Raw genomic sequence first — 14,984 nt, 5'->3', positions numbered from 1 at the left:
TGTTGATTGTGATTAAAATTTTTCTGGTTTTGCCAATACATAACAGAGGTAAACAAAGACCAACATTGAAATGATGAATAGATAGATCATGTTTATTTTCTTTTAAATTTTTTCAAACCAGTCAATGAATTTGTAGAACAGGGCAAAGCCTATAATACCTGCAAGAATTAGAATGACTGTGAGCATAACTTTTTTGTTTGGCTGAATAGCGCCAAAGTTTATGCCCTTGTATACAAATAAGTGTTAGGTGTATCCTGAAATGGTTACTGGAAAAGGATTACAGAATGTTAAGCAGTTTTGGCAGAAAGTTTTAAAAATAAAAAACCCTTTCATAATGAAAGGGCAGTATATCATTTTGAAAGCCTTTTAGAAAAGCTTGTATTCTTCTATTTTCCTGTATAGTGTGGTTAAGCCGATGTTCAACAAACGTGCAGTTTCTGTTTTATTGCCATTGGTATAGTTAAGTACTTTTTGAATATGCAATTTTTCTGCGCTGGCAAGATCAAATGCGGAAAGTATCTTTCCTGTTGAGGATTCAGTTTTATGTTGAAATTCAAAAGGCAACGTATCAGCAACAAGTTCATTTGAGTTAGCCAGTATAACGCTCCGTTCAATCACATTTTTCAATTCACGGATATTGCCAGGCCAGTCATGCTTTTTCAATGCTTTAATAAAAGCGTCATTAAGTGTATCGATTTTTTTATTTGTTTTTGCAGCAAATATTTCTGCAAAATTCTTTGCAAGCATTTCTATATCGGGAACTCTATCTCTTAAAGCAGGCAATTTTATTTCAAAAACAGATAAGCGATAAAAAAGATCCTGCCTGAAATGACCTGCTTCAATTTCTTTATGTAGGTCGCGGTTGGTGGCTGCTATAATTCTTACATCAACTTTTGTTGTTTTGCTTTCACCGACCTTAATAAACTCACCGGCTTCAATTACACGCAGCAATTTTGCCTGCAGTTCAATACTCATTTCGCCGATCTCATCAAGAAAGATCGTTCCTTTATCTGCTTCTTCGAACAAACCTTTTTTATCTTTTGATGCACCTGTAAAAGACCCTGCAACATGACCAAACATTTCGCTTTCCAACAATTCTTTGCTGAATGCAGAGCAATTGATGGCAACAAAAGATCTGCTATTCCGGCTGCTTGCCTGGTGTATGGCCTGTGCAAAAACTTCTTTACCTGTTCCTGTTTCGCCGGTTAATAAAACCGTTGTATCTGTTGATGCCACCCGCTTTGCAAGATCTACAGCGACAAGGATAATTTTTGATTTGCCAATGATATTATCAAAAGAATATTTTTTTTCTACCTGCTTTTCAAGTTTACAAACACGCTCGGATAATTCTATTTTTTCAAAAACGCGATGGAGTAATGGAATGATCTTGTTATTATCATCGCCTTTTGTGATATAATCAAATGCTCCATTTTTTATGGCCTGTACACCATCTGGAATATTGCCATAAGCAGTAAGTAATATTATTTCAACAGCAGGATATTTTTCTTTCACTTCTTTCACCAGGTCAACGCCATTACCATCAGGAAGTTTTACATCGCAGAGAATTGCATCAATTGCTGATTGCTCCAGTTTTTTCAATGCAGCTTTGCAGGTTGCAGCTTCCAGAACTTCAAAACCTTCCAGCTTTACAATTCTTGCTAACAGGCTGCGGAGTTTTTCTTCATCATCAATAATAAGTACTGTTCTCAAATTTTTTTATTAATTATTCAAAACTATGGAATAGGAAAATAGTGTGTAATTATTTATTCAATTGTATAAGTAAAGACTATATATACGACTGAAAGATTTGCCTGCTGATTAAAGTTAAGAATGCTGAAGTGAGTGACACAACAGGCGATGCTGCAAAGAACAAAAGCCTGTCACCGGAAAATATCAGATCAACATTCACTCAAGCTTATAGGAATATTTACAGCAAGGCCACCATCGGCGGTTTCTTTGTATTTGCTGTTCATATCAAGAGCAGTATCCCACATGGTTTTGATTACTTTGTCAAGACTAACTTTTGCGTAATCAGGAGTGCTCTGTAATGCAAGCTGGGATGCGGTTATTGCTTTTATAGCGCCCATTGTATTGCGTTCTATGCATGGTACCTGTACAAGCCCGCCAATAGGATCGCAGGTAAGGCCAAGATGATGTTCCATGGCAATCTCTGCAGCCATCATGGCTTGCTTTTGTGTACCGCCCATGCTTTCTGTTAATGCAGCGGCAGCCATTGCAGACGACACGCCAATCTCTGCCTGGCAACCGCCCATTGCTGCAGAAATTGTTGCGCCTTTTTTAAAGATGCTGCCGATCTCTGATGCGGTTAATAAAAATCTTATGATCTTATCATTATCATAACCATCACAGAAAGCAATGAAGTATTGCAGCACCGCTGGTATTACACCCGCTGCGCCATTAGTAGGCGCTGTAACAACACGGCCAAACGCTGCATTCTCTTCATTGACTGCCAATGCAAAACAACTTACCCAATCAAGAATATAGTGAAAACTGTTGCCACCATTTTTAATGGCAATAACCCAACTTTCATAATCATTGTATGTTTGATTGCCGATGAGTTTTTTATTGAGATCAAATGCTCTTCTGTGTACATGCAGGCCACCGGGTAATTCACCTTTGTGGTGACAACCCCGATACATACATTCCCTCATTGTTTGCCATATCTGCAGCAGGCCTTCTTTTGTGGATGTTTCGCTGCGCCATGCATGTTCGTTTTCCATTACCACTTCGTAAATGGCAAGCCCTGTTTTTATGCACCAGTGCAGTAGATCATCTGCAGTATTGATAGGGAAAGGGAGATCAACATTTGTTTTGCTGTCATTATTTTCTCCTTCTTTTACCACAAAACCTCCTCCAATAGAATAATAAGTTTCGCTGATGCTTTCGCCGTTTTTAAACTGCGCAAGAAAGGTTACACCGTTTGGATGGAAGGGCAGTGTTTCTGTAAATAAAAAAGCAACATCTGTTAAAGGATCAAATCCGATCTCTGCTTTGTTTGCCAGCATCATCTTTTTTTCTGTAGCTATTTGCTGCATTTTAGGTGTAATGCTATTTACATCAACTGTTACGGGATCATCACCACACAAACCAAGTATAACTGCTATATCTGTACCATGTCCCTTGCCCGTTTTTGCAAGCGAACCATACAGCAGCACCTGCACGTCCAGCACATCAGTTAAACTGTAATTGTTTTCTATTGTCTGTAAAAAACGCAATGCCGCACGCCATGGGCCAAGTGTGTGAGAACTGGATGGACCTACGCCAATTTTAAACATATCAAAAACAGAGATGCATTCGTGTGGCATAACATGCGTTTGTTAGACAAATCTATACTAAATAGTGTCATAGAGTTATCATTTATGCTTATCAGCTTTATTATATATTTTAACTTTTCAGCACTCACAATTGTGCCTTTTGCAACGTTCCTGTATATAAGATTGTCAAACACTATATTTGCGAAATTTTAAAAAAACAAAAATGATCAAACGCTTTAGCTTTTTGCTTGTTGTATTAACCGCTGTGCTGTTTAGCAGTTGTTTGAAAAGTAATTCCGGGCCTGCTGCCCCAAATCCTGCCGGAATATTTATTGTACAAGCTTCTCCAAATGCACCTGTTACGGATATTTATATTAATGGGCAGTTGTCTCTCCCAAATATTACTTATGGTACAGATACGGGTTATGCATATGGAACACCCGGACCTTATGAACTTAAAATAGCTGAAGCCGGCAAGACGGCTTATTATGTTACTAAAACTTTTATTCTGGACACTGGTACTTTATATAGCATATATTTTATTGATTCAGTAAGTAAAATGAAAGCAGTTGCTGTGGCAGATAATTTTACAATACCAGATTCTGATTCTGTAGAGGTAAGGTATCTTGATTTTTGCCCCGACCTGACTTATCATACTATTCGGTTTGAAAATACAGCAACATCAGATGTGCTTGAATTAACAGGCCGTTCCTTTAATGACCAATCGTATGATAGTTACAAGTCTGATTTTACTACGATCAAAGGCGGAACTTATAACATAAAATTATTTATGCTGGGAAGTGGTACACCTTTTAAAACTTTTGAAAATGTTCAATTGTTAGGAAGTAAAGCATACACCATTTATTTGAAAGGTTTTTATAACGGCACGGGCACACAGGCTATGGGTTACGGTCTCATACAGCATTTACTTTAAATAAATCTCTTACAAAAGCCGGTTATCTTTTTTGGTAACCGGCTTTTGTATTTTAATTAAGCATCGTTGTGTCACTCACTTGTACTCCATAACTTTTGGCAGCAAAACAATATAATTTTCATTTGTATAACACAACTATAAGTAATCTCATTTTATAGTTTATAGGCATTAACCTATTTTGCGGCATAAATTACAAAAGTCTTAATGAAACAAAACACCGGTGTTGCAATTATCATGCTGTTTGCACTATCTGGTTGCGGGCTAACCGGTGGCGAAACAACTCCACCTTCTGCAGGTTTGTATGTTGTCAATGCTTCACCAGACGCACCTGCCATTGATGTAACACTTAACAGCAACACCATTGCAACCAATTATGTTTATGGCAAAGACAGTGGTTACTTTCTTGTATTTCCCGGAATCTATGAATTTAAACTCTCACAAACAGGTTCCACTAATTCACTGACTGATCAATTGCTAAATCTTCCTGCAGGTAAATATTTCAGCCTTTTTCTAATAGATTCTTTTAACGCAAGTCTACCAAATGTTGTATTTACAGAAGATAATTTAACTACAGATACTTTTTCTTATGCTAAAGTAAGAGTGCTCGATTTTTGTCCCAACAGCCCAACACTCGATGCTTCATTTACAAATGTTTATGATACCATAAAATTTGCTGGAAGATATTTTAATGACCAAAGCCTGGTAAGTTCATACTCAAATTTCAGCGTTGTTCCTGCAGGCACTTATGATCTCTCGTTATACGATCATGATACTACAACGGTGATTAAACAATTCAGCAGTATAAATTTTCAAAGCGGAAAGCAGTATACCGTTTACCTGAAAGGTTTATATGAGAATACCACCACTCCTTTAGATACAGCCATTATAAGACATTAATGAAATGGTTATCCGCATTTGCCCAATGTTGATCTGAACGTACAAGTGAGTGACACAACCGCAGCCTAACATTTGTTCATAAGTTGGTTACATAATCTCTCTCTTCGTTTTTTGTATTACCCTTACCTTTGCCATCCAAAAAACGAAGCAACTGACAATGAAACTATCTTCCATTCTAGACAGGTTTGCAGAACCTGAAACGCTCAAAATGGCTAAACTTGGCCGTGAGCTGCGGGCCAAAGGTGTTGATGTAATTGACCTTAGCCTTGGTGAGCCTGATTTTGACACGCCGCAACACATTAAAGATGCTGCTGTAAAAGCAATTGCAGACAACTGGAGCCATTACACACCTGTGGCTGGTTTTCCCGACCTGCGCCAGGCCGTTTGCGATAAACTGAAGCGTGATAATAACCTGGATTATAAACCTGAACAAATCGTTACGTCAACCGGGGCCAAGCAAAGTCTGGCAAATGCTATTCTTGCATTGGTTGATGAGGATGAAGAAGTAATTATTCCAACGCCTTACTGGGTTACTTATTCTGAGCTGGTTAAGATTGCAAGAGGTAAAGTTGTGGAAGCTCATACAACTTTAGAAAGTGGTTTTAAAATAACACCTGCACAACTTGAATCTTTTATAACAGATAAAACAAAATTGTTTTTATTTTCTTCTCCATGTAATCCTTCCGGTGCTGTGTACAGCAAAGAAGAATTGGCTGGATTAGCAGAAGTGTTTAGAAAACATCCTAACATCTATATCATTTCCGATGAGATCTATGAATACATCAATTTCGTTGGCAAGCATGAAAGCATTGCACAGTTTGCTGATCTGAAAGACCGCATTATTCTCATCAATGGATTGAGTAAAGGTTTTGCGATGACAGGCTGGCGTTTGGGTTATACTGCGTCAAGTGTGGAAGTAGCAAAAGGAATGGAAAAATTGCAGGGGCAATTCACCAGCGGCACTTGCTCTATCACACAGAAAGCTGCAGTGGTGGCACTTACAGCAGATCTGAGACCTTCGCATGAAATGGCTGAAGAGTTTACACGCAGAAGAGCAAAAGTACTTGAGCTTGTAAAAGATATTCCGGGTATTAAGTGCGGAGAGCCGGAAGGCGCGTTCTATATTTTTCCTGATGTGTCTTCTTACTATGGTAAAAGTGATGGTGAAAACGTTATCAAAAACTCAGCAGATTTTTCAATGTATTTGCTGAACACGGCACATGTATCTTCTGTAATGGGTGATGCATTTGGTGAACCAAAATGTGTGCGTTTTTCTTTTGCCAACAGCATGACCAATATTGAAAGGGCATGGGCAAGAATTAAAGATGCATTGGCTAAGTTAAAGTAAGTATATAGTGTATATGAAGTTTATAAAGTAACTCCGCAGTATAATTTATGCGGAGTTTTTTTATGTAGTAAGCTCAAGTGCATATGGCATCTTCGTTGTGTCACTCACTTGTACTTTCTATTCTTTGTTGAACAATAATATTGCAGTACAAGTGTGCGACGCAACAGGTGATGCTATGAAAAACAAAAGTCAGCTCCAAAAAAACTATGCCACGATCAAACCATCTTTCATATGCAACGTACGATCACTCATGCCGGCTAACTCTTCGTTGTGTGTAACTATTAAAAAAGTTTGATTGAATTGGTTGCGCAGTTGTACAAACAGATCATGCAGTTCTTTTGCATTTTTGCTATCGAGATTGCCGGTAGGTTCATCGGCAAATACTATGGCTGGTTTATTGATGAGGGCACGGGCTACTGCCACTCGTTGCTGCTCGCCACCGCTAAGTGCATTGGGTTTATTATCGAGCCGCTCTGCCAGTCCCAGCATTTGTAAGAGTTTCGTGGCTTCTGTTTCCACTTCTTTTTTTCTACGACCAGCGATCCATCCGGGAATGCACACATTTTCCAGGGCAGTAAATTCGGGCAGCAGGTGATGAAACTGGAAAACAAAGCCGATCTCTTTATTGCGGAAAGCAGCCAGCTTTTTGCCTTTTAGTTCATGTACGGGAACCTGGCCAAGAAAAATTTCACCGGCTGCAGGTTCATCAAGCGTGCCAAGAATATGTAGTAAAGTGCTTTTGCCTGCGCCGGAAGAGCCAACAATAGAAACGATCTCACCTTTATTAACAGAAATATCCACACCTTTTAAAACATGAAGTTTCTCGTAAAATTTTTGAATGCCTTTTGCGTTTAACATGCTCATTGAGTGGATAGATTTTCTTTTTTAGAGTGGTTGCAAAGAAACGCAGTCTTTTTAAAAAAGTTTTTAAAATTAATTTAAACCCAATGTGCAATAGCATATTTGGATATTTCGTTACAACGCTTACATTTGCGCAAAATTTGAGACTATGTTCTGGACACTGGAATTGGCAAGTTACCTGGAAGAAGCGCCCTGGCCGGCAACAAAAGACGAATTGATCGATTATGCTATACGCAGCGGCGCTCCTATTGAAGTAGTGGAAAATTTGCAGGAACTGGAGGACGAAGGTGAAGTGTATGAAAGTATTGAAGACATTTGGCCTGATTATCCAAGCCAGGAAGATTTTATGTTCAATGAAGATGAATACTGATCCTGTTTACCACTTCAGATAACAAATAAATAATTTAAACCAATCATACCATGATTGGTTTTTTCTTTTATTAAGGTATTCACTCCTTATCTTTCCAAAAAATTATTAATGCTTCGAACGAACCTGCGTTTTGCTATTATTGGTTGCGGAAGGATTGCGCAACGTCATGCGGAACAGATCGATCGTTTTGGACATTTGGTTGCGGTATGTGATATTATTCCAAACAAAGCGAATGATCTCGCAAAAGAATTCGGGGCTAAGGCCTATTATACTACAGCGTCACTTTTGCTGCAAAGGCAAAGCATAGATGTTATAGTTGTATGCACACCAAATGGTTTGCATGCATTGCATGCCATTGAAGCATTGAATGCAGGTTTTCATGTGTTATGTGAAAAGCCAATGGCAATAAGCGCTCCAGATTGCAGGCTAATGATTACGACATCCGAAAAAAATAAAAGGCAATTATTCGTAGTAAAACAAAACCGGTTCAATCCACCCGTGCAGGCAGTAAAAGAATTGCTTGATCAAAATAAGCTCGGTAAAATTTATAGTGTTCAACTGAATTGCTATTGGAACAGAAATCCTGATTATTATAAAAATTCATGGAAAGGGACAAAGGAATATGATGGTGGAACTTTGTTTACGCAGTTCTCTCATTTTATTGATCTGTTGTACTGGTTCTTTGGTTATGTGAAAAATGTGCAGGCAATGTTATCAAATATTGCGCATAAGAAGATTATTGAGTTTGAAGATACCGGTATTGTTAACATGGAATTTGAGAATGGCATTATTGGTGGCATTCATTACACAGTAAACAGTTATAAAAAAAATATGGAGGGCTCGCTTACGATTTTTGCTGAGAAAGGAACAGTGAAGATCGGAGGGCAATATTTAAACGAATTGGAATACCAGCTAATCGAAAATTATACAATTGAAAATCTTCCAAAAAGCAATACGGCAAACGATTACGGTACGTACATCGGTTCAATGAGTAATCATGATAAAGTATATCAAAATCTTGTGGATGTATTATTGCACGGTGCTACGTCGTATGCCAATGCATACGATGGATTGAAGACTGTTGAGATCATTGAGAAAATCTATAAAGAAGCAAAATATATTTAGTTAGCCACCTAAAGAATAAATGGCGTCGCCTGTTGTGTCACTCAATTGTACTTTCTGTTTTTCATTGCAGCTACTTCTTTCCCGCAGCATAAATCCGTTCTATAATATCTACCACTTTCAAGCCTTCCAATGCATTAGTTGTAATAGTAGATCTTGAACGAATTACATCAATTACATTCTGAATAATAAAATTGTGGTTCGCCGCGGAGCCTTTATAAGCGCCATAATCATTACCGGGATTAGTTGGTGAAAGCTCAGGAACTGTATAATCTTTTACATGACAATATTCAATCTTATCCATATACTGACCGCCAATTTTTATACTGCCATTTTCTGCAATGATGGTGATGCTGCTTTCCATATTCTTATCCCACACAGAAGTAGAAAAATTTAGCGAACCTGAGCCACCGCTACAAAGATCAAAGGTAACAGTACCACTGTCTTCAAATGCGGTTAATGATTGATGATTGAATGAGTGTAATCTTGATTGAATATTTTCTATATCACCAAACAGCCAATATAAAATATCTATGAAGTGAGAGAACTGTGTAAAGAGTGTGCCGCCATCCTGTTCTTTGGTGCCATGCCATGTATCGCCTTTGTAATAACGTGCATCACGGTTCCAGTAGCAGTTAAGTTGTACCATGAAGATCTTACCAAGTTTGCCACTGTCAATTAGTTCTTTTATCCATGCAGAAGGAGGGGAGTAACGGTTCTGCATTACAGCAAACACATGTTTATGTACATGTAACGCCTTAAAGATAATTTTCTCTGCATCTGCTTTGGTAAGTGCAATAGGTTTCTCTATTACCACATGTTTATTGGCTTGTAAACTTTGCAAGGCTTGCGTTGCATGCAATCCGTTTGGTGTGGCAATATTGATAACATCAGCATCAATGCCTGATTGTAAAAAACTTTCAAGACTTTGAAAGAAAGGAATATTATTATCAATATTCAATGCAGTTTTATCTTTTACGTCAATTAATGCGACAAGCTCTGCTTCTTCATTTCTTTGAATCATTTCTGCATGACGCTTTCCAATATGTCCGCAACCAACTACTGCAAATTTTACAGGCTCCATTTATATAGCGAGTTTATGAATCTTTGAAGTTACTGGTCTGACGGCTTAGAGCCGTCTGACCAGTATTGAAACGCGAAGACGCAAAGTAAAGATATTGTAGGATATGTTGCATAAAGTTCAATAGTACAAGAGTGCGACGCAAGAGGTGATGCTATGAAATGCAAATGCCGGGCTCATAAAACCTTATTTACAATACCCTCTTTCAATTGATACTTTTCATTACTCTCTTTGCAAAAAGCAAAACCATCCTCATCAAAAGAAAGTTTGTGCCCATACTCGCTCATCCAACCGGTTTGTTTGGAAGGATTGCCAACGACCAACGCATAAGGCGCTACAGTTTTTGTAACAACCGCACCTGCACCAATAAAAGCATACGCACCAATATCATGACCACAAACAATAGTTGCATTCGCGCCAATTGTTGCGCCTTTGCCCACATGTGTTTGCATATACTCATGTTTGCGCACAATGGCACTCCGGGGATTGATAACATTCGTGAAAACGCATGAAGGACCAAGGAAAACATCATCATCGCAGGTTACGCCGGTGTACAACGAAACATTGTTCTGCACCTTTACATTATTGCCAAGCACAACGCCGGGAGAGATAACAACATTCTGACCAATATTGCAGTTGTTACCAATCTTTGCATCTTTCATAACATGAGAGAAATGCCAGATGCGTGTGCCATTGCCTATTTCAGCGCCTTCATCTATAACTGCGGTGGGGTGTGCGAAAAAGTCTGCACTCATGTTTGGAAATTATGTGAGAGCCAAAAGTAAAAATTCAAAATTCAAAAGTCAAAACAATTGTTCACTGTTCATTGTTAACTGTTCACTATAAGGCTTGTAATTCTTTCCAGAATGCTTCTGCGATTTTATCTCTGCGGAAATAATTATTTACATAAGCTTGTCCGCTGAAACCTAAGTCAGTTGCCAATTTCCGGTCGTTGTATAATTGTATGATAGAATCAGAAAGCTGTTCTGAATTTTCAGGTTCGAAGAATAATCCGCCTTTTGCTTCGTCAATAAATAATTCTTTTGCTTCTCCTTCAACACCGAGTAAAATGGGTTTGCCTATTCCTAAAGGCTCAAATAATTTGGAAGGAATAGCACCTTTGAACAGATCAAGTTTACGAAGCGGAACAATATATGCATCGCATTGATGCAGCCATTCCATTACTTTTTCTGATGGTTGATTACTGATGAATGTAATATTATTTAGCTGTAATCCTTTCTGTAATTCAAGCAATGAATTTTTTACCGGTCCATCACCGATGATATGAAAATGAATATCTGTTTTATCTTTTAGTTTATTGGCTGCATGTAATATTACTTCCAAACCTTGCGCATGACCAATAATGCCTGCATACAACAAAGAAAAATTATTATTGCTCTTTACTGTTCCGTTATGATTATTGAGTTTGTGCAGGTCAACACCATTAGGAAACCAGAATAATTTTTGTTGTGGCTGCATTGCTTTTATGGCGGCAACAATTCCCTTTGTTTGCCCGCTTACAAGATCTGCATTCTTATAGATCCAGTTGGCAAGTTTATAAGAACGGTTAATAACAAATTTGTTTTTGATAATGCCCATCTTTTCAGCACTCTCGGGCCACAGGTCAGACACATTGAACACCAATTTACATTTCCACTTGCGTTTTAATAATACTGCTGTTATTCCAAGAAACAATGGTGGTGATTCACAAATAATAATATCTGCAGGTTGTAATCTTTTTGCAGCGCTGTAATAAGAACTAAAACAAAATGAAAAATAATTACTCAATCTTCTTGTAATGCCCCCTTTCTTACTTACATAAATAGAAGAGCGGTGGACAGGAATATTTGCAATGGTTTCTTTATAATATTTTTTCCCTTTATACCCGTCAAATATTTCGCTCTTTGGGTAGCTTGGCATTGCGGTTAATATCTCTACATCATTGCCATAAGAAGCCAGATAACCTGCAAGGCTCGACAGCCTGTTTTGTGGTGCTCCTGTCTCCGGGGGATAATATTGTGTAAGTATTACAATGCGCACAGTTAGTTCAAATAATTTTCCAGGATGTTGGCAATTTTCTCACCTGCATTACCATCGCCGTACAATGCAATATCACTGGTAAAATGGTTGCTGATAAAATTTTGTGACTGTAATATAATCTGTTCTTTATTACTCCCTGCAATCGTTGCAAAGCCGTGCTCTGTCAATTCCTTCCATTCGGTTTGTTCCCTCATAATAACGCAGAATTTTTTAAAGAAGTATGCTTCTTTCTGCAAACCCCCACTGTCTGTAATTACCAGCGAACAATTGTGCAGCAATTGAAGCATATCAAAATAACCAACAGGCTCAATGATCGTAAACAAAGGCTTTACACTCAGTTGCCCAATCAGTTTCGATGTTCTTGGATGCAACGGCACCACAACCTGTTGCTGCTTATTCAATTCATTCAACGCTTCTACAATAGAAACAAGATGCAGAATATTTTTGGTATTCTCTGCCCGGTGTATCGTTGCCAGTATAAATTGCTTATCCTGCAATTGCAGTTGTTCTATAATGCGTGGTGCAGATCGTTCAAAATAAAACAATGCAGCATCATACATTACATCACCCGTTAAATGAATATGGTAAAATGATTGTGTATAACCTTCTGCCTGCAAATTATCAACAGCAGTCTGTGTAGGGCAAAACAACAAATTGCTCACTTTATCTGTAACGATCCTGTTGATCTCTTCCGGCATCTGCATATTAAAACTTCTCAGTCCTGCTTCCACATGCGCCACCGGAATATGCAGTTTCGCGGCCGCCAGCGATGCCGCCATCGTACTGTTCGTATCGCCGTAAACCAGTACTGCATTGGGTTTTTCATCCAGCAGAATTTTTTCAATGCCCATCATCATCCGCGCCGTCATCATGCCATGCAGCGATTCTTTTATTTCCAGGTTATATGCCGGTTGCGGTATCTGCATCTCCTCAAAAAAAATATCGCTCATATTATTATCGTAGTGCTGCCCGGTGTGCACGATCAGCTCCTGCATGCCGCCATGATGCTGCAAAGCCCTCGATACCACGGCGGCTTTTACAAACTGCGGTCTTGCGCCTACTACAGTAATAATTTTCATGAAATTGGTTTTTCTAAATAAGCGTTGCCGGTTTCTTTCGATGCCCCAAATTACAGGCAATCAACGAAAAACAACTTAAAAGCACATGAAGATTTAAAGAAAGGACGGTTTGCGGCAAGTTTTTGTTGGCAAGCAGTGGTTTTTCATGGCATCGCCGGTTGTGTCACTCACTTGTACGTTTTGTTTTTTATGGCGGCATAGAAACCGTTGCATCTATCGGTCTGTGTCCTCACAGACCGAAATTAGAAGTAGTATTTTTCGGTTGGTAAGGACATCAACCGATAGAAAAATAAACTCAATGATATAAGAAATATGCAAAACTATATAGCACGATTGCTACATCTACCAGTAACGCAAAAAAGAACGGCGGTAAAGTAACTTTTGTACGTTGAGCAGCTAAATTCAATGCCAGTACCGGAACGTTTACAACAGCCGCGATTATGATCAAACTAAAATTAGCACCCCCTAAAAATAGAATTGAAGCTAAGGTTAAGGGAAGCGTCATACCTATAATACCCATATAAGCCAGACCTTGCCAGAACATCTTGTTTTTTTCCTGTCGTTCGCACCAGTTAATGAATGTAGAGATATAGTTCTTATGTTGAATATTTACCTGGTTTATCAGCGGTATACCATTGTGATCTCTGTATAAGGGTGATAGTGCTTCTCGCATAAACTTGAATTTTATAATGCAAATTTCATCCCGGGCAACCTTGAATTCTATGACTGCTATAAGCCTAAAACATGACTTTCATCAGTTTTTTCGGCAATAGCTTTCGGTAATGATGAAATGATTCTTGGGAGAGCAGTGATTGCCTTATGCTATTTATTATCTTGGCAGCGTTTTTCATGGCATCGCCGGTCGTGTCACTCACTTGTGCGGTTGGAAATAAATGAAGCATTAAAGTATAAAGTAAAAATCCTGCAAATCAAAAAACGCAACATCTCGTAACCAGCACACAAAACCTTTTATGAAGATGTTGCAGCGAAAGAGTGTTTGTACTATTCATCTTCTATGTCCCAATTATTTTCCCAGTTTTTGTAATCAATTGTAAACTTAAACTCAGCTAGATATCTTACAATATCTTTAATCATTTCGTTAGTGTCACTCATTACAGCTGCACCAACAAACACATGAACCATAGTCCCCCCATTACCAACACCATAAGTTTCTACTTTAAGTCTATGCCAATGAAAACGAGTTGCAATTAGTTTATTAAAATATTTCTTTGAATCTCCGCCATCAAAGTGATTAGATGGATAAAATGATGCAAGCTCATTTAAAATTTCTTCATAGAAATCAATGATCTCATAATACGTTTGCCTAACAACATTTGTAATTCCTGTGTCCAAATCAGGTGTTGCATATTTAAACACCGTTTTCTTTATTTCTGCAACTTTATAAACGTAGTTCTTAAATCTGTTGATTTCGTGTTCACTAACTTCAAAAACATCTTCATAAGGTTGTATGAAAACTTCAGGTTCTGCGGATTTGCTTTCTATTTGTCCTTCAATAGTTTTTAAAGAAACCAACTCATCTACACTTTTTCTTCTTTGCTCAACTCGAATAACCCACTCTTCTCTATATTTCATTACTTGTGCAGCATTAAGCTTTCTCCCGAAACCTCCCCGTATTTGGGTCTCCTCATGACATTGAAAACATAGAACAGCTAAATTGGATAGTTCATTATTACTTGGATTTTCATCAATATGATGTATTTGAATTGCTTTTCCTCTTTCATTGCAAACACAACAAGTCCTGTCTGAGGCATATAAGACCTGTGCAGATATTTCATCGTCAATTTTGACTCGATTTTTTTTGACTTTCATAGTGTTTGTCTGGTATAACGCCCAACGCCCCGCGTTTTTTTGTTTTTACAGAGTTACTTGAAAGGAACTCTGTGATTCGTTGGTACAAGTTATTATTTAGTTTGCTTATTTTCAAACTAGTGAAGCAATTAGATTCCCAGTCCACAG

At 38.2% G+C, this 14,984-nt stretch carries 14 protein-coding genes; 5 read left to right on the top strand and 9 right to left on the bottom strand.

Going from position 1 to position 14,984, the window contains the following annotated elements; genetic code table 11:
• Positions 1-366 precede the first annotated feature (366 nt).
• Together FRZ67_RS03000 and FRZ67_RS02995 are read right to left on the bottom strand one after the other, a co-directional pair.
• Positions 367-1,710 carry a sigma-54-dependent transcriptional regulator gene (locus FRZ67_RS03000; protein ID WP_147188123.1) on the bottom strand — a complete coding sequence of 448 codons (1,344 nt, stop codon included), beginning with the start codon at positions 1,708-1,710 and terminating at the stop codon, positions 367-369.
• A 188-nt stretch (positions 1,711-1,898) separates the two neighbouring features.
• Positions 1,899-3,326, bottom strand: coding sequence for an L-serine ammonia-lyase (locus tag FRZ67_RS02995; RefSeq protein ID WP_147188122.1), 1,428 nt, complete (start codon positions 3,324-3,326; stop codon positions 1,899-1,901).
• 172 nt (positions 3,327-3,498) lie between these two features.
• On the opposite strand from FRZ67_RS02995, the gene FRZ67_RS02990 reads away from it, so the two are divergent.
• The 3 genes from FRZ67_RS02990 (at position 3,499) to FRZ67_RS02980 (ending at position 6,454) form a co-directional block, all read left to right on the top strand.
• Complete coding sequence (locus tag FRZ67_RS02990) at positions 3,499-4,209, top strand: DUF4397 domain-containing protein (protein ID WP_147188121.1); 711 nt, start codon at positions 3,499-3,501, stop codon at positions 4,207-4,209.
• A 204-nt stretch (positions 4,210-4,413) separates the two neighbouring features.
• Positions 4,414-5,106: a DUF4397 domain-containing protein gene (locus tag FRZ67_RS02985; protein ID WP_147188120.1), complete on the top strand. Its 693-nt coding sequence runs from the start codon at positions 4,414-4,416 to the stop codon at positions 5,104-5,106.
• Between the two features lie 157 nt (positions 5,107-5,263).
• On the top strand, positions 5,264-6,454 hold the full coding sequence (locus tag FRZ67_RS02980; RefSeq protein WP_147188119.1) for a pyridoxal phosphate-dependent aminotransferase: 1,191 nt from the start codon (positions 5,264-5,266) through the stop codon (positions 6,452-6,454).
• 204 nt (positions 6,455-6,658) lie between these two features.
• On the opposite strand, the gene FRZ67_RS02975 is transcribed toward FRZ67_RS02980, so the two are convergent.
• The gene (locus tag FRZ67_RS02975; protein ID WP_225975489.1) at positions 6,659-7,318 is read right to left on the bottom strand and encodes an ABC transporter ATP-binding protein; all 660 of its coding nucleotides are present in this window, start codon (positions 7,316-7,318) and stop codon (positions 6,659-6,661) included.
• A 145-nt stretch (positions 7,319-7,463) separates the two neighbouring features.
• Between FRZ67_RS02975 and FRZ67_RS02970 the strand changes: the two genes are divergently transcribed.
• Both FRZ67_RS02970 and FRZ67_RS02965 read left to right on the top strand, forming a co-directional pair.
• A complete protein-coding gene (locus FRZ67_RS02970; protein WP_147188118.1) occupies positions 7,464-7,685 on the top strand; it encodes a DUF2795 domain-containing protein in 222 nt (73 codons plus the stop codon).
• 108 nt (positions 7,686-7,793) lie between these two features.
• On the top strand, positions 7,794-8,810 hold the full coding sequence (locus FRZ67_RS02965) for a Gfo/Idh/MocA family protein (RefSeq protein ID WP_147188117.1): 1,017 nt from the start codon (positions 7,794-7,796) through the stop codon (positions 8,808-8,810).
• A gap of 70 nt (positions 8,811-8,880) precedes the next feature.
• On the opposite strand, the gene FRZ67_RS02960 is transcribed toward FRZ67_RS02965, so the two are convergent.
• From FRZ67_RS02960 to FRZ67_RS02935, 6 genes are all read right to left on the bottom strand, one after another.
• Complete coding sequence (locus tag FRZ67_RS02960) at positions 8,881-9,891, bottom strand: Gfo/Idh/MocA family protein (protein WP_147188116.1); 1,011 nt, start codon at positions 9,889-9,891, stop codon at positions 8,881-8,883.
• 173 nt (positions 9,892-10,064) lie between these two features.
• On the bottom strand, positions 10,065-10,643 hold the full coding sequence (locus FRZ67_RS02955; protein WP_147188115.1) for an acyltransferase: 579 nt from the start codon (positions 10,641-10,643) through the stop codon (positions 10,065-10,067).
• A gap of 85 nt (positions 10,644-10,728) precedes the next feature.
• Complete coding sequence (locus tag FRZ67_RS02950; RefSeq protein WP_147188114.1) at positions 10,729-11,928, bottom strand: glycosyltransferase family 4 protein; 1,200 nt, start codon at positions 11,926-11,928, stop codon at positions 10,729-10,731.
• A 2-nt stretch (positions 11,929-11,930) separates the two neighbouring features.
• Entirely contained in the window at positions 11,931-13,007 is a 1,077-nt protein-coding gene (wecB, locus tag FRZ67_RS02945; protein ID WP_147188113.1) for a non-hydrolyzing UDP-N-acetylglucosamine 2-epimerase, read from the bottom strand.
• Between the two features lie 295 nt (positions 13,008-13,302).
• Positions 13,303-13,680 (bottom strand): hypothetical protein, encoded by a 378-nt coding sequence (locus FRZ67_RS02940; protein WP_147188112.1) that lies wholly within the window; start codon positions 13,678-13,680, stop codon positions 13,303-13,305.
• Between the two features lie 329 nt (positions 13,681-14,009).
• Positions 14,010-14,837, bottom strand: a complete 828-nt coding sequence (locus FRZ67_RS02935) for an HNH endonuclease signature motif containing protein (protein WP_147188111.1) — start codon at positions 14,835-14,837, stop codon at positions 14,010-14,012.
• Between the last annotated feature and the right edge of the window lie 147 nt (positions 14,838-14,984).

Origin of the sequence: Panacibacter ginsenosidivorans (genome assembly GCF_007971225.1) — a bacterium.
Lineage (GTDB): Bacteria > Bacteroidota > Bacteroidia > Chitinophagales > Chitinophagaceae > Panacibacter > Panacibacter ginsenosidivorans.
Note: the sequence above shows the minus strand (reverse complement) of the source record. Positions and strands in the feature narration are given on the sequence as shown.